Here is a 20,457-nt window from a genome sequence, read left to right on the forward strand (position 1 = left end):
GTCGGCAACCGCGGCGGCGTCCGCCCTCCGGGGTGTCACCAGCTGGTGACAGCTAACCCGGCGGTAACCCGCGCTCAACCCTCCGTCGCAAGGCGAAAATGCTTGCGGCTACGGGAAAATCCCGGCCCAGATGATCACCCGGACCGGGGGCTTGCGTTACGCGTGGGCGACATCCCAAATAGGACTCCAAGCACCACAAGGGGAGGAGTCCGGTGTTCAGGTGGCAGCAGGCGGAAGGAAAACGGCACGCGCTGGACGGGCCGTTCGCGCCGAGACCCGGGGAAACGTTCACCGCACTGTGCGGGGCCGAAGTCACGGTCGCCCGCCGAGACGTGCCGCAACTCGGCGGGCACTGGTTCGATCCGACGTGTCCCGAATGCGCGGAGGAATGGCTCCGCCGGGAAGGACAGGTCCGCTCGATCGAAGATCGGTGCCTGGCGTGAGCGGTGCGGTGACCGCCTTGCGCGCGCGGGTCGCGGCGGAGGCGGATTCGGCGCGCGGGACGATGGCCGCGGTGCCGAAATCGGGATCGAGGCGCGGTGAAACCTGCGCCTGGCGAGTGAACGGCGCGGGAAGTGACCGCGCGGTGCTTACCGGGAACGGCGCATGACCGGACGCTGGAGCAGGCTGCCGGAGCAGCGCGGTTCGGCGGTGGGGCTCACCGGACCCGAACTGGTCACCTGGATTCGCGACCTGCAAGCCACCCTGGCACTCGACCTCGCGTTCCTCACCCGGGCGCTCGACGAACGATCCCCGCGCCCAGACGCGGTGCGGGACCTCGGCGAGCGTCTCCTTGACCTCGGCCGGGCGTTGGTCCGTCGGGCCGACCACCTGAACGAGGCCGTCCTGGCGAGCCTGCCCGCGCACGGCTGGCTGCCCCAGGCGGGAGCGCCGGAGAACGCGGCACGGCTGGCGCATCAAGTCGGCCGCCGCCCGCTTCGGTGTGGGCCGGTGTACCTCGGACTGTGCGGGGCGGCGTGTTTTCCGGTGTTCGGGCAGGATCCGCACGATCACACGAAAAGGTACGTGCGGTGCCCGGAATGCCAGAGCAAGGGCGGGGCTGCGATGCGTCGCGAGTGAAGGGCCGGGCAGCGGGAACGGGCCGGGCGATGGAGCCTGAACCCAGCGGGCCGGACGGGCTTGGCTGGGAGCGGCCAGCGGGCATGACCGGTGTGCGAATTCGGGGTCGTGAGCTGTGGGGAAGGCTGATCGGTGCGGGCTGAGCATGCTCGGCTAAATCAGAGCCACAGGATGCGCGAACCGGATCACTGGCCCGAGGCCCGAGGCCCGAGGCCCGAGGCCCGAGGCCCCGGTCGCCGGGCACATGGGTCGGAGAGCTGGCCGAGATCCGAGCTGTCGGGGTGCGCAAACCGGATCGCTGGGCTGAGGACTGAGCTGCCAGGTGCCCAAACCCGATCACTAGGCCGATGCCCGAGCCATCAGGCAGCTGTGGCAGAGCACTGGGCCGCACCCGGGCGATCAGGCAGCTGTGCCTGAGCACTGGGCCGCACCCGGGCCGCCAGGCACGTGTGCCAGAGCACTAGGCAGCACCCGGGCGATCAGGCAGCTGTGCCAGAGCACTGCGCTGCACCCGGGCCACTAGGCAGCTGTGGCAGAGCGCTGGGCCGCACCCGAGCCAGCAGGGCACCTGGGCCAGAACACCAGGCCGAAACCCCGAACCACAGGACGCCCGACAGGCACGCAAACCGGATCACCCGTCCGAAACCCGGCTATCAACCCAGCAACCCTCGGGATTTTCCGGTTTCCTGTACCGATGAGCGAGGAGACCTCCACCCGTTCCACCGAGCGGCTGTTCCGGATCGCGATCACGCTGAAGGGCCTCGACGGGGCCCTTCAGCTGATCGGGGCGCTGATCCTGGCGTTCATCCCCGCGACGGTCGTCACCGGGTTCGTGAACGCGGTCATCACCCGCGACCTGCTCGGCGACCCCTCCGGCACGCTCGCGCGGCATCTCGAAACCGCCGCGGAGCACTTTGCCGGCGGGGGCACCAAGACGTTCGCCGTCGCGTATCTGCTGGCGCACGGGTTGCTCAAGCTCGGCCTCGTGTGGGCGCTCGCGCGTAAGTGGGTGCGCGCCTACCCGGTCGCGATGGTCGTGCTCGCCGCGTTCGTCGTGTACGAGATTTACCGTGCCTTCGAAACCCACTCCATCGCGCTGCCCTTCTTCGCCGCGCTCGACGCGGTGATCATCGTGCTTGTCTTTCGCGAGTACCGGAATCTCAAACGCGATCACGCCTGACCTCGCTCAGGCGGCAGCGGGAAACCTTTCCGTCACCAACGTCGCCACGTCCGCCGGTTCCACGAACAGGGCCGTCGCGTTGTCGCGGCCGCCCAGTGCGATGGCGGTCGCTACCAGAGCGGACGCGCCGCGGGCGGGATCGGCCAGGATTTCGTCGATTGTGGCGGGCGTCAGGACCTTGTGGACGCCGTCGCTGGTGAGCAGGAGGCCTCCGCTCGACGTCTCCGTCGTGCCGATCTCCTCCGGTTTCGTCGTGCGGACACTCGTGGTCACCAGGTGCTCCATCCGCGGCGAGTACGGCTGGTGCCGCGAGCGGAAGTACTCCGCCATCGTGTGGTCCTGCGTGAGTTTGTGGATCATCGACCCGTCCCAGGCGTACGCCCGCGCGTCGCCGACCCACGCGATCCGGTAGCCGCCGGCGTGGGGCATCGCCACGACCAGCACCGCGTCTCCGGTGCCGCCGAGTCGGTGAACTGCTTGCTGTGCGGCCAAAATCGCCTTCACCGGGCCGGATTCGACAGGAGTGCGCGCGGCGGCCGCGGCGGCGACCTGGGCGGCCCGGCCGGCGCCGGGGTCGTCCCCGACGCCGTCGGCGAGCGCGAAGGTGATTCCGCGTGCCCCGGCGGCCGCGTAGGCGCTCACCGCGTCGGCATTGCGCTCGCGCGGCCCCTGCTCGCTCGCGGTGTGCCAGCGTGGATATCCGGCCATCGTGACCTCCCGGGCGTTCCCTGCGGATGACTCTCCGTGCTTTCCAGAATGCGCCTCGTTCCTGGGAGGAGGCTGAGGATCCGCGGTCTCACCGGGTGAGCTGGTAGACAGTTTCGCCACCGACCGTGGTCGCGGTGAAGTTCGCGGCCACCCACTCGGAGATGTCGTTCGACCCGCCGCCAGGACCGCCGCCGCGCCCGCCGTCCACGTAGTACGCCACTTCGCCCGCCGCGACGTACTGCTTGAACTCCTCCAGCGTCGGGGCCGGATCGCTGCCGTCCCAGCCGCCGATGCCGATCACCGACTTGCCGCTCGCCAGCTCCAGGCTCGCCGCCGACTGCGACCCGGTCGTCGCGGCGGCCCACTTCGTCGTCGTGCCGCCCAGCAGCTGACCGACGGAGCCGTTGGCTTCTTCCATGCCGCCTCCGAAGCCGCCCACGCCCCCGGTACGCGGACCCGAAGTCGGGATAGAACCGCTGTGCGGCAAGGAAACCGTCTCCACGGCGTACCCGGCGGTGCCGACCCCGAGCGTCACGACAATCGCCGCCGCCAGCCCGATCAGAACGGTCCGCGCCCGCGGCACCCCGACCACCACGATGGTGCTCACCAGCAGCCCCAGCACCACGATCGTCCAGCGCAGCAAGGGGAACCAGTCCGGCGTGCGGTCGAGCAGGATGAAGTCCCACACCGCGGTCGCCGCGATCATCCCGCCCAGCACCATCCTCGGTGCGGAGTGCGCCCGGCCGCGCCACAGCGCGTGCCCGGAAATCGCGACCAGCGCGGCGATCGCGGGCGCGAGCTGCACCGCGTAGTACGGGTGCACGGTGCCGCTCATGAAGCTGAACACCAGCCCGGTCACGAGCAGCCAGCCACCCCAGACGACGAGCGACGCCCGGGTCCGGTCGGTGCGCGCGGCGCGCCGGGTGAACCACAACCCGGCCGCCAACCCGATCAGCGCGGCGGGCAGCAGCCACGAGACCTCAGTGCCGAAACTCGCGCCGAACATCCGTCCGAGACCGGAACTGCCGCCGAACGCGCTGTTCCCTCCGCCGCCAAAACCGCCCATCCCGCCGCCGTTGCCCTGCCCGCCGAAGATCCGCCCGAGCCCGTTGTACCCCAAGGCCAGCTCCAACAGGCTGTCCCCGGTCGACCCGCCGATGTACGGCCGTGACCCCGACGGCCACAGCTCCACCAGCGCCACGAACCAGCCGGCCGAGACGACCACCGCGACCCCGGCGTAAACCAAGTGCAGCAACCGTTTTCCCAGTCCGGTCGGCGCGGCGATCAGGTACGCGAGGGCGAACGCGGGCAGCACCAGGAACGCCTGCATCATCTTTGTCAAGAACCCGAATCCGATTGCGACACCAGCGAAAACCAGCCACCGGGGGCTTGCCTTCTCGATCGCCCGCACCGTGCAGTACGCCCCGGCGATCAGCAGCAGCGTGAGCAGCGCGTCCGGGTTGTTGAAGCGGAACATCAGTGCGGCGACCGGCGTCAGCGCGAGCATCGCACCGGCCAGCAATCCCGGCAGCGGCCCCGAAACGCGACGCACCGTCAGGTAAAGCAGCCCGACCGAGCCGACGCCCATGAGTGCCTGCGGTGCAAGCACGGTGAAGCTGGAGAACCCGAAGACTCGTGCGAAAGCCGTCCCCACCCACAACGCAGCAGGCGGTTTGTCGACAGTGATCACGTTCCCGGCGTCCAGCGAGCCGAACAGCCACGCCTTCAGGCTCTGTGTGCCCGATTGCACGGCGGCGGCGTAGAACGAGTTGCCGAATCCGGAAGCGGTCAGGTCCCAGAAGTACAGGACAGCGGTGAGCGCCAAGAGTCCGAACACCGACGGACGGATCCAGCGAGGCGTCGCGCGATCCGGCGCGTCCGGGGCAGCGGGCCGGGCGGACAGGACAGTGCTCAAGACGACTCCTCGGTAGCGGTGCGGCGCGGATTGAAGACCCAGCCCCGCAGCAGCAGGAAGCGCAGCACCGTGGCGGCGAGGTTCGCCAGCACGAGCACGGTCGTCTCCAGGACGAGCCCGGGATGGGTGGTGTGGTTGAGCAAGGCGAGCGAACCGCTGGTCAGCGCCAGCCCGAGGCCGAACACGATCAGCCCCTCGAACTGATGCCGTCCGGCGCCTGCCCGCCCGCGGACGCCGAAGGTCACCCGCCGGTTCACCGCGGTGTTCGCGATCGCGGTGACGAGCAGCGCGGTGAAGTTGGCCGCCTGCGCGCCGACCATCGTCCGCAGCAACAGGAAAAGCAGCAGGTACGCGACAGTGCTGGCGACGCCGACCGCGGCGAAGCGCACGAGTTGTTTCACCAGGCTCGGGGACACTCCGGGGGCCTCCACGCCGATCGGTTCGCGGCCGAGCTGTTCGCGCAGCCGGTGCACGGGAATCTCACCGGTGAAGGTCGCGCGGGTGACCCTGGCGATGCCTTTGAGGTCGGCGGTGGCGGTCGCGACGAGGTCGACCGAGGAGTCCGGGTCGTCGACCCAGTCCACCGGCACCTCGTGGATGCGCAGCCCGGCGCGCTGGGCGAGCACGAGCAGCTCGGTGTCGAAAAACCAGCCGGTGTCGCGCACGTGCGGGAGCAGCGCGCGGGCGACGTCGGCGCGGATCGCCTTGAACCCGCATTGCGCGTCGGAGAACCTCGCGGCGAGCGTGCCGCGCAGGATCAGGTTGTAGCAGCGGGAGATGAACTCGCGCTTCGGTCCGCGCACCACCCGGGCGCCGCGGGCGAGGCGGCTGCCGATCGCGACGTCCGAATGCCCGGACAACAGCGGCGCGACGAGCGGGTCCAGCGCGGCGAGGTCGGTGGACAGGTCCACGTCCATGTAAGCCAGCACGGCGGCGTCCGAGGAGGACCAGACCGCCTGCAGCGCCCGGCCGCGGCCCTTTTCGTCGAGGTGGCGCACCTCGACCTCGGGGAACTCTCTGGCCAGTTCTTCGGCGACAGCAAGGGTTTTGTCGGTGCTCGCGTTGTCCGCGACGGTGATCCGGTACGGGTAGCCGGCGCGTTCGGCGAGATGCGCCCGCAGTCTGCGGATGCACGGTTCGAGGTCGGTTTCCTCGTTGTAGACCGGGATGACGACGTCGAGCACGGGATGCGGGCCGCCGAGGCCGACCGGAGTCGTCCCGGGCCGCGGGGCGCCGCTGCGGGAGGGGGCGGTGGCGTTCATGCGTTCACCGTGGTCCGCGGGGCTTTGGCCACCTTGTGGTGTTCCTGTGCTTGCGCTGTGCGACGTACGCCTGATCCGGTGATCTTGGCCGCACGGCACGGAATCAGGCAGCCAGGTCGTAGACGGTCACACCGTCCACTGTGGTCATTTGGTAGTTCTCGGCCACCCATTGGACGATCTGGGCGGCGGCGTCGCTTCCGCTGCTGGAGCCGCGCATGGTCAGGCCGTCGCCGAGGAAGTAGCGGATCTGTCCTTCGCGGACGTACTGCTCGAACTGCTCGAGCGTCGGATACGGGTCGGTGCCGTTGAATCCGCCCACCGCGAGTACCGGTTTGCCGCTGCCGAGCTGGTATCCGGCGGCGTTGTTGGACCCGACGGTCGCCGCGGCCCACCGGTGCTCGCCGGATTTCCGCAGCAACGCTGTCAGGTTCGCGCCGGGCAGGGTGGTGCCGAGCAATCCGCCGCCGCCGAACATTTGCCGCGTATTCGGTCCAGCCGACGGAATCGCGCCGGTGTGCGGAGTGGCTGCGGTGGCGAGGCTGTACGCGCCGGTTCCGGTGAGCAGCACGACCAGTCCCAGCACGGCGGCGATCCGGCCGAAGTGCTGGACGAAGAACAGGGCGATAGCCGCCAAAATCCCGAGGACGAGCACCGCCGGGGTAAGCCACGGCTGCCACGAATTGTCCAGCAACAGGTAGGCCGTGACCGTCGTCAGCGCGACACCGCCGCTCAACAGCCCTACGGCAGCCGGATTGCCGCGGATCCGCCACAACTGGACGGCGGCGATCCCGACGAGCGCGGCGATCGCCGGAGCGAGCGCGACGGTGTAGTAGGGATGGATGATCCCGCCCATGAAGCTGAACACCACGGCGGTCACGAGCAGCCAGCCGCCCCAGAGCAGCAGCGAGGCGCGACTGCGGTCGGTGCGGGGCGCGTAGCGGGTGAACCACAGGCCAGCGCCGAGCCCGAGCACTGCGGCGGGCAGCAGCCAGGCGATGCCGCCCGCCATTTCGGTGCCGAACAACCGGAACAGTCCGGTGCTGCCCCAGCCGCCGCCCGGGCTTCCGCCGACGCTGCCGGTCTCGTCGCCAGTGATGCGGCCGAAGCCGTTGTACCCCAAGGTAAGTTCGAGCAGGCTGTTGTTCTGTGAGCCGCCGATGTACGGCCGGGCGGCGGCTGGCCACAATGCCACGACGGCGAGGTACCAGCCTGCCGAAACCGCCACGGCGGCAAGTCCGGCGAGCAGGTGCAGCAGACGTTTGCCGAGCGCGATCGGTGCGGCCACGAGGTACGCGAGAGCGAAGGCGGGCAGAACGAGAAACGCTTGCAGCATCTTGGCGAGAAAGCCGAATCCGATTGCCATGCCTGCGAAAACGAGCCATCGCGGGCTGGCCTTCTCGATCGCCCGCACCGTGCAGTAAGCAGCGGCGATCAGCAGCAGGACGAGCAATGCGTCTGGGTTGTTGAACCGGAAAATCAGTGCCGCGGCCGGAGTGAGCGTCAGCACTGCGCCAGCGAGCAATCCCGCCGCCGCACCGGAAGTGCGTCGTACGGTCGCGTACAGCAGCCACGTGGAGCCGACACCCATCAATGCCTGCGGTATCAGGATGCTCCACGCGTTCACCCCGAACAGCCGCGCGGACAGGCTCATCACCCAGAGTGCGGCGGGCGTCTTGTCCACGGTGATGCCGTTGGCCGCGTCGGTGGAGCCGAAGAACAGTGCTTTCCAGCTCTGCGATCCGGCTTGCGCGGCGGCGGAGTAGAACGCGTTGGCCCAGCCGGATGCGCTCAGATCCCACAGGTACAGCGCGGCGGTCGCGACGAGCAGCAACACGAGGCTCGGGCGCACCCACCTCGGTTCGGCGCGCTGTAGCGGCGCGGTGGGAACGGCTGGGTGGGTCGCGACTGCGGTCATGCGGTCAGCCTCGCGGCGCGACCTGGGGTCGGGATGTGCCTACCCTGTGTGTCCGCTGTGGGACTTGGGGTCATAGGCGAGCGGTGTGCGCTGCGCCGGGACTGCGATCGGCAGACGGACGGCGAAGGACGTCTGGCCTGGGCGGCTGTGCATCGTGATGGTGCCGTGGTGCGCGGTCAGTACTGCCGACACGATTGCCAGGCCTAGTCCGGTCGACCCGGCTGCCCGCGACCTGGACGAATCGCCGCGGGCGAAGCGTTCGAACACCGCGGGCTGAAGTTCGGGCGGGATGCCGGGGCCGTCGTCGGTCACGGTCACCACGGCGCTGCCGTCGACCGATCTCGTGAGGGCGGTGACGACTGTGCTGCCGGGTGGTGTGTGGACGCGGGCGTTCGCTAGCAGGTTCGCCAGAACTTGGTGCAGTCGTTGGACATCGCCTAGGACGAGGATCGGTTCGTCGGGCAAGGCGAGTTGCCAGACGTGGTGCGGGCCGGCCACGTGTGCGTCGCTGACCGCGTCCGCGACCAGGCGGGTCAGGTCTACTTCGGCGACGTCGAGCGGACGGCCCGCGTCGAGGCGGGCGAGCAGGAGGAGGTCCTCGACGAGCGCGGTCATCCGGTCGGCTTCGGATTCGATCCGGGTCATCGAATGGGCGACGTCTGGTGGGGCGTGGCTGTCGGAGCGGCCGGCGAGTTCGGCGTAGCCGCGGATGGCGGCTAGCGGGGTGCGCAGTTCGTGGCTGGCGTCGGCGACGAATCGGCGGACGCGCAGTTCGCTGGCGTGGCGGGCTTCCAGTGCGGAGGAGATGTGGCCGAGCATGTGGTTCAGTGCTGCGCCGACTTGGCCTACTTCGGTGCGGGGATCGGTGTCTTGGGCGGGGACTCGGACGGACAGGTCTACGTCGCCTCGATCCAAGGGGAGTTCGGAGACTCGTGAGGCGGTTTCCGCGACGCGTTCCAGTGGGCGGAGGGTTCGGCGGACTGCGAAGGCGCCTAGGAAGGCTGCGCCGGTTACTCCGGCTGCGGCTACGCCGAAGAGGATCAGGCCGACGGTCAGCAGCGTCTGTTGCATGGGGGCTAGCGGGACGCCGGTGATGACTGTGCCGTCGGGGATGGAGATGGCGGTCAGGCGGTAGTCGCCGAGGTTGCCGAGGGTGCGGGTGTAGGGGCGGCCGCTTGCCGGCGGGTCTTGCAGCGCCGTCAGTTCGTCTGGGGTGAGGGTGATGCGCTGGCCGTGTGGGGAGAGCCAGCCTCCGGTGCCGTCTTGGCCCTCGGAGTCGAAGTGGGCGGTGACTGTGCCTGCGCCTTGGCCTGGGGCGTCGAGGGGGTTGCGTTCGTTGCCGGGAGGGCCGGGGTGGGTGGCGAAGTCGAGGGCGCGGGCGGTGGCCGCGGAGAGTTGGGTGTCGGTTTGGGTCAGGAGGAAGGCGCGCAGGGCGAATTCGCTGATTACGCCGATGGTCAGGCAGACCAGGGAGAGGAGGATTACTACCGAGACGGTGAGTTTGGTGCGCAGGGATTGCCGCCTTGGGTGAGCGGCGGCTAATCGTGCGCGGAGGGTCATGACCCGAGGGTGCGGTTTGCGGGTGTGGGGGCGATGTGTGCTTGCTGTGAGTCCGCTGTGCGGGGGTGCTGGGGGCTGGGGGTGACTGCTCGTCGCCTGGCGGCGACATTGCAGGCGTTGGTTGCGTGGGGCACCCCGAAGCTCGATTGTGCTGACGGGCGGCGGGTGCTTGTCAAGGCGGGAAAGATGCCTTGACAAGCACCCGCCGCCCGCAGGGAAGGCTTCGTATCGGGGTTGGGGGAGGGCTGGGTGCCTCGTTGGTTGGGTGCATCGGGTGCGGTTGGGGGAAGGCCGGGTGCCTCGGTGGTTGGGTGCATCGGGTGCGCTCGGGGGGCTGTGAAGGGCTCCTTGAGGGAATCCTGTTCCGTGAGGGGCTCCTTGAGGGAATGGCGGGGCGTGAGGGGAACCCTGAGGGACTCTGAGTCCGTGAAGGTGGCCCTCACGGACGGTGAAGTGGGGGGTTAGCCCAGGGAGCGGGCGGCGTCGGTTGCTTGTCTTGCGTAGGACCGTCCGAACAGGACTGTGTGCACTAGCAGCGGGAAAAGCTGGTGCAGGGCGATTCGTTCCCGGTAGCCGTCCGCCAGTGGCGCTACTTCGTCGTAGGCGGCCACGATTCGCTCCAGGTGTGGGCAGCCGAACAGGTGCAGCATCGCGAGATCTGTCTCTCGGTGTCCGCCGTGTGCGGCTGGGTCGATCAGTATCGCGCCGCCGGCATCCCACAGGACATTGCCGCTCCACAGATCTCCGTGCAGCCGCGCGGGCGGTTCTGCCGGGCCGGCTACCGACGGGATTCGGGCGCAGGCGCGTTCGAACACCGTCGTGTCGAGGATCTCGGACGCCATTCGGACGTAGGGGAGAATTCGGTGCTCGGCGTACCACTCCGGCCACGATTCGCGTGGCGAGTTGCGCATCGGCGCGGTCCCGATCCATGCGTCCGCCGGGCCGGTCGGGGGAGGGGCGCCGAAAGCGGGGGCTCCGGCCGAGTGCAGGCGGGCGAGGTTGCGGCCGAAGTCTTCGGCGTGCGACGGGCTCGTTTCGGTTACGCGGTCCAGTACCAGCCAGGTGTCGTCGGCGCCGTGCACGTGGGGGATCCGCACTGCGTCCGCCGCTGCCAGCCAGCGCAGTCCGGCGGCCTCGGCTCGGGTCGCGCCTGGAGCGTGGCCGCGCTTCACCACCGCGTCGAAATGCTGGTGGCCGTCGGTCAATACGACCTCACTGAGGGTGCCTGAGGGGCCTCGTGAGGCTGCCTCGAATCCGGTGAGCCGCGTCGCCGCCGCGGCCGGACCTTCGCTCTGTTGCCCGGAAACCACGTCCTCGACGCTACGGGCGCGCACCGGCGCGTGCTGATCGGCTCTGCCTCGGCAGGTGCCCCGCAGCCGGTCTTGTCAACCCTCTGGCCTAGACTCGGATATCCCGGTCAGCAGGTGACCGGGGCGGTCCTGAGGGACTGCCCGCCCCCATCGTTTACCGCTCGAGGAGAAGACCTTGAAGAGCACCGTCGAGCAGCTCAGCCCGACGCGAGTGAAGATCAATGTCGAGGTGCCGTTCGACGAGCTCAAGCCGAACTTCGACGCCGCGTACCGGAAGATCGCCCAGCAGGTGCGGGTCCCCGGTTTCCGTCCCGGCAAGGTCCCCGCTCGCGTCCTGGAAAGCCGGATCGGCCGCGCGCCGGTGCTCGACGAGGTCGTCAACGAGGCCATCCCGGCCAAGTACATCGAGGCCGTCCGCGCGGGCGAGGTCCGGACGCTCGGCCAGCCCGAGTTCGAGGTGACCAAGCTCGAGGACCGCGAGGTGCTGGAGTTCAGCGCCGAGGTCGACGTGCGGCCGGAGATCGAGCTGCCCGACCTCGAGGGCCTCGAGATCAGCGTCGACGACGTCGAGACCACCGACGAAGAGGTCGCCGAGCAGCTCGACGAGCTGCGCGCCCGCTTCGGCACCCTGAGCGGCGTCGAGCGCCCGGCCCAGACCGGCGACTTCGTGTCGATCGACCTCTCGGCCAGCGTCGACGGCAAGCCCGTCGAGGAGGCCTCCACCACGGGGCTGTCCTACGAGATCGGCTCCGGCCAGCTCGTGGACGGCATCGACGAGGCCATCGTCGGCGCGCGCGCAGGCGAGACCAAGGTGTTCACCACCAAGCTGGTCGCGGGCGAGTTCGCCGGCCAGGACGCCGAGGTCACCGTCACCGTGCAGTCGGTCAAGGAGCGCGAGCTGCCCGAGGCCGACGACGAATTCGCCCAGCTGGCGAGCGAGTTCGACACGATCGACGAGCTGCGCGGGGACCTGCGCACCCGGCTCGGCCGCGTCAAGACGATGCAGCAGGGCGTCCAGGCGCGCGACAAGGTCCTCGAGATCCTCCTGGAGCGCACCGAGGTGCCGCTGCCGGAGAAGGTCCTCGAGGCCGAGATCGAGAACCGCAAGCACGACGCGATCCACCCGTTCGACCACGACGAGGAGCAGTTCGCCAAGGCCCTCGAGGCCGAGGGCCGCACCCTCGACGAGTTCAACGCCGAGGTCAAGGAAGAGTCGGAGAAGGCCGTCCGCACGCAGCTGCTGCTGGACACCATCGCCGACAAGGAGAAGACGTCGGTCAACGACGGCGAGCTCACCGAGCGGATCATCTACCAGGCGCAGCGCTTCGGCGTCAGCCCGGACGAGTACGTGCAGCGGGCCCAGCAGTCCGGCCAGCTGACCGCGATCTACGCCGACGTCCGCCGCGGCAAGGCGCTCGCCTCGGTCGTGCGCGGCACCACGGTGAAGGACGCGTCCGGGTCCGAGGTCGACCTGACCGAGCTGTTCGGCGCCGACGAGTCGGACACCGCGGCGGCCGAAGAGGAGACCCAGGTCACCGAAGAAGCGGCGGCGACCCCCGCGGAGTAAAGCTGTAAGCGAACTTGGGCGGTGTCAGGCATTCTGCACCGCCCAAGTTCGTTAGGGTCGGTTGCAAGATCTCAAGCATCTGAACACGACAGCGGCGGCGCGGCTCTCACAGGCGGCCCGTCGCCGGTGAAAAGGCAGGCAGACGTGAAGCAGCACATGCCCGAGGGGCGGACCGGCACCGCGGGGCTCAACCTCACCGACTCGGTGTTCGAGCGGTTGCTCCAGGAGCGCATCGTCGTTCTCGGCTCCGAGGTCAACGACGAGGTCGCCAACCGGCTCACCGCGCAGCTCCTGCTGCTCGACGCGGACGACTCGGAATCGGACATCCGGTTCTACATCAACTCGCCGGGCGGCTCGGTGACCGCCGGGTTCGCGATCTACGACACCATGCAGCTGATCAAGCCGGACGTGGCGACCTACGCGATGGGCATGGCGGCCTCGATGGGGCAGTTCCTGCTCTCCTCGGGCACCCCCGGCAAGCGCTACGCGCTTCCGCACGCGCGCATCCTGATGCACCAGCCTTCCGCGGGCGTCGGCGGCACCGCCTCCGACATCGCGATCCAGGCCGACCTGTTCAACAAGTGGAAGCAGGAGCTCGCGAAGATCACCGCCGAGCAGACCGGCCAGACCACCGAGCAGATCATCAAGGACGGCGACCGCGACCGCTGGTTCACCGCGCAGGAGGCGAAGGACTACGGTTTCGTCGACCACGTGCTGACCCGCGACAGCGGCCTGACGTCGAGCAACTGAGTCCCGAAGCACACAGGAGAGCATCATGAGCAACTTCCGGCTCCCGGGTGACTTCCGGGCCCCGAATACCCTGTCGCCCCAGTCGCGCTACATCCTCCCGTCCTACGTCGAGCGCACCAGCTACGGCGTGAAGGAGTCCAACCCGTACAACAAGCTGTACGAGGAGCGGACGATCTTCCTCGGCGTGCAGGTGGACGACGCGTCGGCGAACGACGTGATGGCCCAGCTGCTGCACCTCGAGCACGAGGACCCGGACCGCGACATCAGCATCTACATCAACTCCCCGGGCGGGTCGTTCACGTCGCTGATGGCGATCTACGACACCATGCAGTACATCCGCCCGGACATCTCGACCGTGTGCCTCGGCCAGGCCGCCTCGGCCGCCGCGGTGCTGCTGGCGGCGGGCACGCCGGGCAAGCGCATGGCGCTGCCGAACGCGCGCGTGCTGATCCACCAGCCGGCCACCGAGGGCACCTACGGGCAGGTCTCGGACCTGGAGATCCAGGCCAACGAGATCCAGCGCGTGCGCCGCCAGATGGAGGTCATCCTGGCGAAGCACACGAACAAGGAACCGGACGAGATCAAGGCCGACATCGAGCGGGACAAGATCCTCACCGCCGAAGAAGCCAAGGCCTACGGCCTGATCGACGAGGTGCTTCCGTACCGGAAGGCCTCGGCGAACTGACCGCGACGGGCCGGTGCGCGGCGAATCCGCGACGCGCACCGGTCCGCTGGTCTACTGTCGGTCGTCGACGTGCCCTATGGGGGTCGGGTGTTCCCGCCCGCGCCTTCGGGCGGGTACCGTCGGTGGCAATGCGTGTTGGTCCCGGGAACGCCTGGCAGTCCCGGGGTCGCCAAACAGTTGTGCAGGTGCGCCCGCGCACCGGAGGGGACGAGGTCAACGGCCATGGCACGGATCGGTGACGGCGGCGACCTGCTGAAGTGTTCTTTCTGCGGCAAGAGCCAGAAGCAGGTGAAGAAGCTCATTGCCGGGCCAGGGGTCTACATCTGCGATGAGTGCATCGACCTCTGCAACGAGATCATCGAAGAGGAGCTGGCCGAAGCCGGCGACGTGAAGCTCGACGAGCTCCCGAAGCCCGCCGACATCCACGAGTTCCTCGAGCAGTACATCATCGGCCAGGACGACGCGAAGAAGACGCTCGCGGTCGCGGTGTACAACCATTACAAGCGGATCCAGGCCGACGACAAGTCCGGCCCGAAGGACTCCAAGGACGAGCCGGTCGAGCTGGCCAAGTCCAACATCCTGATGCTCGGCCCCACCGGCTGCGGCAAGACCTACCTCGCGCAGACGCTGGCGAAGCTGCTGAACGTCCCGTTCGCCATCGCCGACGCCACCGCGCTCACCGAGGCGGGCTACGTCGGCGAGGACGTCGAGAACATCCTGCTGAAGCTGATCCAGGCGGCGGACTACGACGTCAAGCGCGCCGAGACCGGCATCATCTACATCGACGAGGTCGACAAGATCGCCCGCAAGAGCGAGAACCCGTCGATCACCCGCGACGTGTCCGGCGAGGGCGTGCAGCAGGCGCTGCTGAAGATCCTCGAGGGCACCACCGCGTCGGTGCCGCCCCAGGGCGGGCGCAAGCACCCGCACCAGGAATTCATCCAGATCGACACCACGAACGTGCTGTTCATCGTCGCGGGCGCGTTCGCCGGGCTGGAAAAGATCATCAACGAGCGGGTCGGCAAGCGCGGCCTCGGCTTCGGCGCGGAGATCCGCACGAAGGCCGAGATCGAGGGCAGCGACGTGTTCTCCGAGACGATGCCGGAGGACCTGATCAAGTTCGGGCTGATCCCGGAGTTCATCGGCCGGCTCCCGGTCGTGGCGACGGTGAACCACCTGGACAAGGAATCGCTCGTCTCGATCTTGACTCAGCCGCGCAACGCGCTGGTGAAGCAGTACAAGAAGCTCTTCGAGATGGACAACGTCGAGCTGGAGTTCACCAAGACGGCGCTCGAGGCCATCGCGGACCAGGCCGTCCTGCGCGGCACCGGCGCCCGCGGCCTGCGCGCGATCATGGAGGAAGTCCTCCAGCCGGTCATGTACGACATCCCGAGCCGCGAGGACGTGGCGAAGGTCGTGATCACCGAGCAGACCGTGCGGGAGAACGTCAACCCCACGATCGTGGCTCGCCAGCCGTCCCGCCGCACTCGCAGCGAGCGCGGCGAAAAGTCGGCCTGACCCGGCGTCCGCCGGGCGTTAGCAGGAGTCGGCTGTCCGGGTGTCGGCGGCAGGCGCGATAATGGACAGGATGACAACCGTGCCGCTGACCGCACCCCGGGGGGACGAGACTGCCGACCCCGGCGATGCGGTGCCCGCCGAGACCGAGCCCGCCGCCGCGCCGGTCGTCGGCATCCTGGAGTTGAGCGAGCGGGTAGCCGCGTCGGTGTTCACGCGCTTCCCGTGGCTGCCCCGCGCGGCCGAGATCATGCTGGCGCTGTGCACGCTGGTTTGCCTGGTCGCGGTCGGCACCCGGCTGTCGGCGCTGCCGCTGCTGCCGATCCCGCTGTATGTGGTGTCGTGGCTGTTCCTGCGCCGGTGGCGTGCGTCGGAGACCCGGGCGCTTCAGCTGCGCTGGTCGCTGCTGACGGCGCTGGCGGGGCTGGTCGGGTTCTGGGTGATGTCCGTCGTGGCCCGCTGGGTCTCGTAACTCGCTCGCGGCGAGCGTCCTGCGCGGTGGAGGATGGCCGCTATGGATGCGGTTGTGCAGTGGGTGTGCACCTCGTGGACGAAGAAATCCCGAGGCGGTGCGGAGGCGGCTCGCCGCAATGCGGCCCCGATCGCGTTCCCGCTTCCGGCGTTGACCGCGCCCTTCACCCATGTGGTGCGGATGGGCGAGGAGACGGATTTCGAACCGCGATGTGCGGCCTGGGAAGGCGAGCGGGACAAAGCACCGTCGCCGCTGGATTCGACAGTTCGCCTCGACGAGGCCGACGACCTGCTGCGGGTGAAACTGGAAACCACCCATTTCGGGAGGCGGTCCGGCCGCCCGCGCCGCCCTCCGGCGCGTCGCCTGGCTCGCGGGGAATGGCTGCGGTGGCAGGTGAATTACCGCTTCACCGGGTTCCGCAGCGGCAATTGGCATTACCGGTTGGACACGCTGAATGTCGCGTACGGGCCGGTGTCGCCGGATCTCTTCTTGGGCACGCCGACGCATACGATCGAGGAACTGGGCTTTCTCCGCTGATTCCGGAGAAGCAGGCTCAGACCTTCTGCCGCAAATGCTTGCCCAAGAACCCCACCATGCTGGGCACCGTTGTCCGGAAGAACGTGTCGCTGTGCTTCCCGTGCGCCGTGTAGCCAATGGTCGGGTGCGTTTCCGCGATATACCGCCGCACACCGGTGATGAACGGATCTTCCGTCCCGCAGTAAACCGCCGTCGGAATGCCCTGCAAGGACGCCTGGTGGCGCAGCGGGTCGAGCGACGTCCAGTCCGTCATGCCGGTGAAAATGCGGCGTTTCGCCATTTCCGGCCACGACGTGAGCAGCGCGGGCGCGATCGCGGCGACCGCGGCGGGCGGCTGGCGCCGTTCGGCCCGGCGGCGGGCGTACAGCAGCGCGCCGAAGCCGCCCATCGACACCCCGGCGCAGGCGAACGGCAGGCCGTCCGTGCCGCCGAAGCCGCGGGCGCGCAGCCACTGCGGGACTTCTTCCAGGAGCATCGCCATCGGGTCGTCGCCGGGACGGACCTGGTGCCAGTAGTTGTCGCCGCCGTCGACCGCGACGAAGCCGTACGCCGGCACGGCTTTGCGGGCGACGTCGCTGGCCAGCTGCTTCAGCAGGCCGCTCGGCGCGGCGGAGCGGGCGGATCCGTGGAGGCCGTGCAGCATCAGGGACATCGGGAGACCGGCCGGCGGCTTCTTGCTCGGCAGCTGGAAAACGAGGTCCACTTCCCGGCCGCGGGCGTGCGAGTAGACGCGTTCCACCCGCATGCTGCCGAGCTGGGTGACCGGCGTCGACGACGTCACGCCCAGTGCCCGCTGCATCGCTTGGTTGAACGGCACCACGCCGGTCGCGCTCCCCACCGCGAGCCCGGCGATGCCGAGGCCCGAGGCGCCCGCGATCAGCATGGACCGGCGGCTCACCCGCCTTCGGCCCTCAGTCTCCTCGTTCACCCAATCCCCCTCACCCATATAGCGTAAGACGTGGCGAAGGGACAAAACGTTGCCTTCAGAAGATCTTCACACGGTTGTTGTGACCAGACCCACGGACGCCCGAGCGGCGGCAGGGCTGTCTCCGAGCCCGACGACGAGCGTCACGCAGAGTGGCGAGAGCACCTCGGCCACTCCTCGGTCGCCCCGGCCGAAGTGGCCCAGCAGTTCGAGGGTGACATAGCCGTGGATCGCGCTCCAGATCTGTGAGGCGACCGACAGCGGATCGCCCTTGAGCCGTCCGGCCTCGATCGTGCGCGAGACGGCCGCGACCATGCCTCGGAAGGACGCAGCGGCCTCGCTGTCCGGGTTGTCCTTCATCAGGTCCCCGACCGCTTGCCCGCGCGCGCCCGCCTCGCGGAACATCAGCGTGAACAGCTCCGGGTGCTCCACCGCGGTGCGGCGGTAGGCCAGCGCGAGGCCGTACAGATCGGCCACCGGATCGTCACTCTGCCCGACTGTCGCCATGTTCGCGATCAGCCGCCGAAACCCTTCTCGCGCAACGGCATCGGTGAGCGCGGCCATCCCGCCGAAGTGCGTGTAGACGGCCATTGTGGACGCGCCGATCTCGGCCGCCAGCTTGCGGGCCTGCAGTGCTTCCGCGCCGCCGTCGGCCAGCAGCCGGATCGCCGCCTCGACCAGTTGCGTCCGCGCGTGTTCGCCCCGAGTCCGCTCGCTCATGCTTGCCAGTATCCCATAACCCTGTTATACCGGTGGCCATAACCACGTTATGGACGGAGCGCGTCATGGGAAATCACTTCCTCGAAGGCAACTTCGCACCGGTCGAGCGCGAGTACACGAGCACCCGGCTGACGGTGACCGGGCAGCTGCCCGATTACCTCGACGGCCGCTACCTGCGCAACGGGCCGAACCCGACCGATCCGGATCCGGAAATGCACCACTGGTTCATCGGCCGCGGCATGGTGCACGGCGTGCGGCTGCGTGACGGCCGGGCCGAGTGGTACCGCAGCCGCCGGGTCGGCACCGATGAAGGCGGGGCCAACACCAACGTCATCGGGCACGCCGGGCGCACGATCGCGCTAGTCGAGGGCGGGCTGCCGCAATGGGAGCTCAGCGAGGAGCTGGACACGCTGGGGATCTGCGACTTCGACGGCACCCTCTCCGGGTACACCGCACACCCGAAGCGCGACCCGAAGACCGGCGAGCTGCACGCCGTCTCCTACCAATTCGGACTGGGGAACAAGGTCCAGTATTCGGTGGTCGGCACCGACGGACGGGCGCGGCGCACAGTCGACGTCGAGGTCACCGGTGCGCCGATGATGCACGACTTCTCGCTCACCGAACGGTATGTCGTGTTCTACGACCTGCCGGTCACCTTCGATCCGGACCAGGTCCCGGTGCCGGTCGACGTCCCCGACCCGCTGACCGCGCGCACCGGCCGCGGCGTGAGTTCCTTGCCGTACCGGTGGAATCCGGACTACCCGGCGCGCATCGGCGTGATGCCGCGCGAGGGGGACAACAGCGACGTCCGCTGGTTCGACGTGGGCCAGTGCTACGTCTTCCACCCGCTCAACGCCTACGACGAGGACGACCGGATCGTGCTCGACGTCGTCCGGCATCCGAAGATGTTCGACCGCGCGCTGCACGGCCCGGCCGAGGGCGAGCCGACGCTCGACCGGTGGACTGTCGACCTCGCGCTCGGGAAGGTTGTCGAGGAACGGATCGACGAGCACGGCCAGGAGTTCCCGCGAGTGGACGAACGTCTCGTCGGGTTGCCGCACCGGTACGGCTACGCGACGGCGCTCGACGACCGGTCCCGCAGCGTCGGCGCGGTGTACAAACACGACCTGCGCAAGGGTTCCGTGGAGGCGCACCGGTTCGGTCCCGGCCGCGAGCCGGGCGAGTTCGTGTTCGTTCCGTCCCGTGCGGACGCGGGCGAGGACGAGGGCGTGCTGATGGGCTATGTCTACGATGCGGCCGAGGCGCGCAGCGATCTCGTCCTGCTCGACGCGGGCACCCTCGAAACCGTTGCCGCCGTGCATCTTCCGGACCGGGTCCCGCACGGTTTCCACGGCAACTGGGTGCCCGCCGAAGCGTGATCAGGTGAGCAGGCGCTGGTCTCCGGTGTAGAGGTTCATGCTGTCGCCGCGCAGGAACCCGATCAGCGTCATGCCGTTCTCCTCGGCCAGTTCCACCGCGAGCGACGACGGCGCGGACACCGCGGCGAGCAGCCCGATGCCGGCCATCGCGGCCTTCTGCACCAGCTCGAACGAGGCGCGGCCGGAGACCAGCAGCCCCAGGTCCGGGGCGGGGATCCGGCCCGCCTGCAGAGCCCAGCCGAGCACCTTGTCCACCGCGTTGTGCCGTCCGACGTCCTCGCGCACCACGACGAGCTGACCGTCCGAAGTGAACAGTCCGGCGGCGTGCAGGCCGCCGGTGGACGAGAACACCTTTTGCTGTTCCCGCAACCGATCCGGCATCTGGGTGAGGACGTCGGTCTTCACGGTGAATTCCGAAGCGCCGGGGGAGAACCGGCTGCGCAGCTTCACCGCGTCGAGCGCGGCCTTGCCGCAGACGCCGCACGACGAGGTGGTGTAGAAGTTCCGCTCGACGCCGGTGTCCGGCGGGGCGACGCCCTCGGCGAGTGCGATGTCGAGCACGTTGTAGGTGTTGCGGCCTTGGTCGTCGACGCCGTCGCAGTAACGCGCGACAGCCACGTCCTCACGGGACCCCAGCACGCCTTCGGACAACAGGAAGCCGTGCGCCAATTCGACGTCGTGGCCGGGAGTGCGCATTGTCACTGCCAGCGCCTTGCCGCCGACCCGCAGCTCCAACGGCTCCTCGGCGGCCAGCGAGTCCGGCCGGCGCCGCTCGCCGGTCGCGGAGATCCGCCGTACCGGCCGCCGTACCGTCACTCTGCCCATCGCCTGCTCCGCTCGTCCTCGTTGTCCGCTTCGGCGTCGATTTTTGTTGTCATCGACAAGACATTCTCAAGTCATTCGACAGTCATCCGGCGCAACGCCGAGGATCTGGTAAACCATTCCCAGCACCTCGTCACTGTTGGGAGGAGACCGCC

At 68.9% G+C, this 20,457-nt stretch carries 19 protein-coding genes; 10 read left to right on the forward strand and 9 right to left on the reverse strand.

All coding sequences use genetic code 11. The annotated features are described in order from the left end of the window. Positions 1-212 precede the first annotated feature (212 nt). The 3 genes from ABD156_RS34200 (at position 213) to ABD156_RS34210 (ending at position 2,260) form a co-directional block, all read left to right on the forward strand. Complete coding sequence (locus ABD156_RS34200; RefSeq protein ID WP_344283608.1) at positions 213-443, forward strand: HC3 family zinc finger protein; 231 nt, start codon at positions 213-215, stop codon at positions 441-443. A gap of 163 nt (positions 444-606) precedes the next feature. Then, complete coding sequence (locus ABD156_RS34205) at positions 607-1,080, forward strand: hypothetical protein (RefSeq protein ID WP_344283611.1); 474 nt, start codon at positions 607-609, stop codon at positions 1,078-1,080. A gap of 694 nt (positions 1,081-1,774) precedes the next feature. Further along, positions 1,775-2,260, forward strand: a complete 486-nt coding sequence (locus ABD156_RS34210; protein ID WP_344283614.1) for a DUF2127 domain-containing protein — start codon at positions 1,775-1,777, stop codon at positions 2,258-2,260. Positions 2,261-2,266: 6 nt separating this feature from the next. On the opposite strand, the gene ABD156_RS34215 is transcribed toward ABD156_RS34210, so the two are convergent. From ABD156_RS34215 to ABD156_RS34240, 6 genes are all read right to left on the reverse strand, one after another. Further along, entirely contained in the window at positions 2,267-2,968 is a 702-nt protein-coding gene (locus ABD156_RS34215) for a PP2C family protein-serine/threonine phosphatase (RefSeq protein ID WP_344283617.1), read from the reverse strand. 88 nt (positions 2,969-3,056) lie between these two features. Further along, positions 3,057-4,883, reverse strand: a complete 1,827-nt coding sequence (locus ABD156_RS34220) for an ArnT family glycosyltransferase (protein ID WP_344283620.1) — start codon at positions 4,881-4,883, stop codon at positions 3,057-3,059. Continuing rightward, positions 4,880-6,145 (reverse strand): bifunctional glycosyltransferase family 2/GtrA family protein, encoded by a 1,266-nt coding sequence (locus ABD156_RS34225; protein ID WP_344283623.1) that lies wholly within the window; start codon positions 6,143-6,145, stop codon positions 4,880-4,882. Before ABD156_RS34225 ends, ABD156_RS34220 begins: the two co-directional genes overlap by 4 nt. 103 nt (positions 6,146-6,248) lie before the next feature. After that, positions 6,249-8,060 carry a glycosyltransferase family 39 protein gene (locus ABD156_RS34230; RefSeq protein WP_344283626.1) on the reverse strand — a complete coding sequence of 604 codons (1,812 nt, stop codon included), beginning with the start codon at positions 8,058-8,060 and terminating at the stop codon, positions 6,249-6,251. Positions 8,061-8,099: 39 nt separating this feature from the next. Beyond that, complete coding sequence (locus ABD156_RS34235; protein ID WP_344283629.1) at positions 8,100-9,620, reverse strand: sensor histidine kinase; 1,521 nt, start codon at positions 9,618-9,620, stop codon at positions 8,100-8,102. A 461-nt stretch (positions 9,621-10,081) separates the two neighbouring features. Beyond that, the gene (locus ABD156_RS34240; protein ID WP_344283632.1) at positions 10,082-10,930 is read right to left on the reverse strand and encodes a fructosamine kinase family protein; all 849 of its coding nucleotides are present in this window, start codon (positions 10,928-10,930) and stop codon (positions 10,082-10,084) included. Between the two features lie 175 nt (positions 10,931-11,105). On the opposite strand from ABD156_RS34240, the gene tig reads away from it, so the two are divergent. The 6 genes from tig (at position 11,106) to ABD156_RS34270 (ending at position 16,456) form a co-directional block, all read left to right on the forward strand. Beyond that, the gene (gene tig, locus ABD156_RS34245; RefSeq protein ID WP_344283635.1) at positions 11,106-12,497 is read left to right on the forward strand and encodes a trigger factor; all 1,392 of its coding nucleotides are present in this window, start codon (positions 11,106-11,108) and stop codon (positions 12,495-12,497) included. A gap of 144 nt (positions 12,498-12,641) precedes the next feature. After that, positions 12,642-13,247 (forward strand): ClpP family protease, encoded by a 606-nt coding sequence (locus ABD156_RS34250; RefSeq protein WP_067595252.1) that lies wholly within the window; start codon positions 12,642-12,644, stop codon positions 13,245-13,247. Between the two features lie 25 nt (positions 13,248-13,272). Next, positions 13,273-13,932 (forward strand): ATP-dependent Clp protease proteolytic subunit, encoded by a 660-nt coding sequence (locus tag ABD156_RS34255; RefSeq protein ID WP_344283640.1) that lies wholly within the window; start codon positions 13,273-13,275, stop codon positions 13,930-13,932. Between the two features lie 222 nt (positions 13,933-14,154). Further along, complete coding sequence (gene clpX / locus ABD156_RS34260) at positions 14,155-15,450, forward strand: ATP-dependent Clp protease ATP-binding subunit ClpX (RefSeq protein WP_009081145.1); 1,296 nt, start codon at positions 14,155-14,157, stop codon at positions 15,448-15,450. Positions 15,451-15,520: 70 nt separating this feature from the next. Beyond that, positions 15,521-15,919 carry a hypothetical protein gene (locus ABD156_RS34265; protein WP_344283647.1) on the forward strand — a complete coding sequence of 133 codons (399 nt, stop codon included), beginning with the start codon at positions 15,521-15,523 and terminating at the stop codon, positions 15,917-15,919. 42 nt (positions 15,920-15,961) lie between these two features. Next, positions 15,962-16,456: a hypothetical protein gene (locus ABD156_RS34270; protein ID WP_344283650.1), complete on the forward strand. Its 495-nt coding sequence runs from the start codon at positions 15,962-15,964 to the stop codon at positions 16,454-16,456. A gap of 16 nt (positions 16,457-16,472) precedes the next feature. On the opposite strand, the gene ABD156_RS34275 is transcribed toward ABD156_RS34270, so the two are convergent. After that, a complete protein-coding gene (locus ABD156_RS34275) occupies positions 16,473-17,402 on the reverse strand; it encodes an alpha/beta hydrolase (RefSeq protein ID WP_377927188.1) in 930 nt (309 codons plus the stop codon). Positions 17,403-17,450: 48 nt separating this feature from the next. Further along, entirely contained in the window at positions 17,451-18,101 is a 651-nt protein-coding gene (locus tag ABD156_RS34280) for a TetR/AcrR family transcriptional regulator (protein WP_344283653.1), read from the reverse strand. Positions 18,102-18,166: 65 nt separating this feature from the next. On the opposite strand from ABD156_RS34280, the gene ABD156_RS34285 reads away from it, so the two are divergent. Next, positions 18,167-19,480 carry a carotenoid oxygenase family protein gene (locus ABD156_RS34285; RefSeq protein WP_344283656.1) on the forward strand — a complete coding sequence of 438 codons (1,314 nt, stop codon included), beginning with the start codon at positions 18,167-18,169 and terminating at the stop codon, positions 19,478-19,480. On the opposite strand, the gene fdhD is transcribed toward ABD156_RS34285, so the two are convergent. Next, on the reverse strand, positions 19,481-20,305 hold the full coding sequence (fdhD, locus tag ABD156_RS34290) for a formate dehydrogenase accessory sulfurtransferase FdhD (protein ID WP_116205611.1): 825 nt from the start codon (positions 20,303-20,305) through the stop codon (positions 19,481-19,483). Positions 20,306-20,457: the final 152 nt, after the last annotated feature.

Source organism: Amycolatopsis albidoflavus (assembly GCF_039525725.1).
Classification (GTDB): Bacteria; Actinomycetota; Actinomycetes; order Mycobacteriales; family Pseudonocardiaceae; genus Amycolatopsis; species Amycolatopsis albidoflava.

What these genes read in the sequence shown, in the direction of transcription:
- ABD156_RS34275 (WP_377927188.1), bottom strand. Translation starts at nt 17,402, where the DNA reads ATGGGTGAGGGGGATTGGGTGAACGAGGAGACTGAGGGCCGAAGGCGG.
- ABD156_RS34205 (WP_344283611.1), top strand. Translation starts at nt 607, where the DNA reads ATGACCGGACGCTGGAGCAGGCTGCCGGAGCAGCGCGGTTCGGCGGTG.
- ABD156_RS34235 (WP_344283629.1), bottom strand. Translation starts at nt 9,620, where the DNA reads ATGACCCTCCGCGCACGATTAGCCGCCGCTCACCCAAGGCGGCAATCC.
- ABD156_RS34210 (WP_344283614.1), top strand. Translation starts at nt 1,775, where the DNA reads ATGAGCGAGGAGACCTCCACCCGTTCCACCGAGCGGCTGTTCCGGATC.
- ABD156_RS34225 (WP_344283623.1), bottom strand. Translation starts at nt 6,145, where the DNA reads ATGAACGCCACCGCCCCCTCCCGCAGCGGCGCCCCGCGGCCCGGGACG.
- ABD156_RS34265 (WP_344283647.1), top strand. Translation starts at nt 15,521, where the DNA reads ATGACAACCGTGCCGCTGACCGCACCCCGGGGGGACGAGACTGCCGAC.
- ABD156_RS34230 (WP_344283626.1), bottom strand. Translation starts at nt 8,060, where the DNA reads ATGACCGCAGTCGCGACCCACCCAGCCGTTCCCACCGCGCCGCTACAG.
- ABD156_RS34285 (WP_344283656.1), top strand. Translation starts at nt 18,167, where the DNA reads ATGGGAAATCACTTCCTCGAAGGCAACTTCGCACCGGTCGAGCGCGAG.
- ABD156_RS34255 (WP_344283640.1), top strand. Translation starts at nt 13,273, where the DNA reads ATGAGCAACTTCCGGCTCCCGGGTGACTTCCGGGCCCCGAATACCCTG.
- ABD156_RS34280 (WP_344283653.1), bottom strand. Translation starts at nt 18,101, where the DNA reads ATGAGCGAGCGGACTCGGGGCGAACACGCGCGGACGCAACTGGTCGAG.
- ABD156_RS34215 (WP_344283617.1), bottom strand. Translation starts at nt 2,968, where the DNA reads ATGGCCGGATATCCACGCTGGCACACCGCGAGCGAGCAGGGGCCGCGC.
- clpX (WP_009081145.1), top strand. Translation starts at nt 14,155, where the DNA reads ATGGCACGGATCGGTGACGGCGGCGACCTGCTGAAGTGTTCTTTCTGC.
- fdhD (WP_116205611.1), bottom strand. Translation starts at nt 20,305, where the DNA reads ATGGGCAGAGTGACGGTACGGCGGCCGGTACGGCGGATCTCCGCGACC.
- ABD156_RS34270 (WP_344283650.1), top strand. Translation starts at nt 15,962, where the DNA reads ATGGATGCGGTTGTGCAGTGGGTGTGCACCTCGTGGACGAAGAAATCC.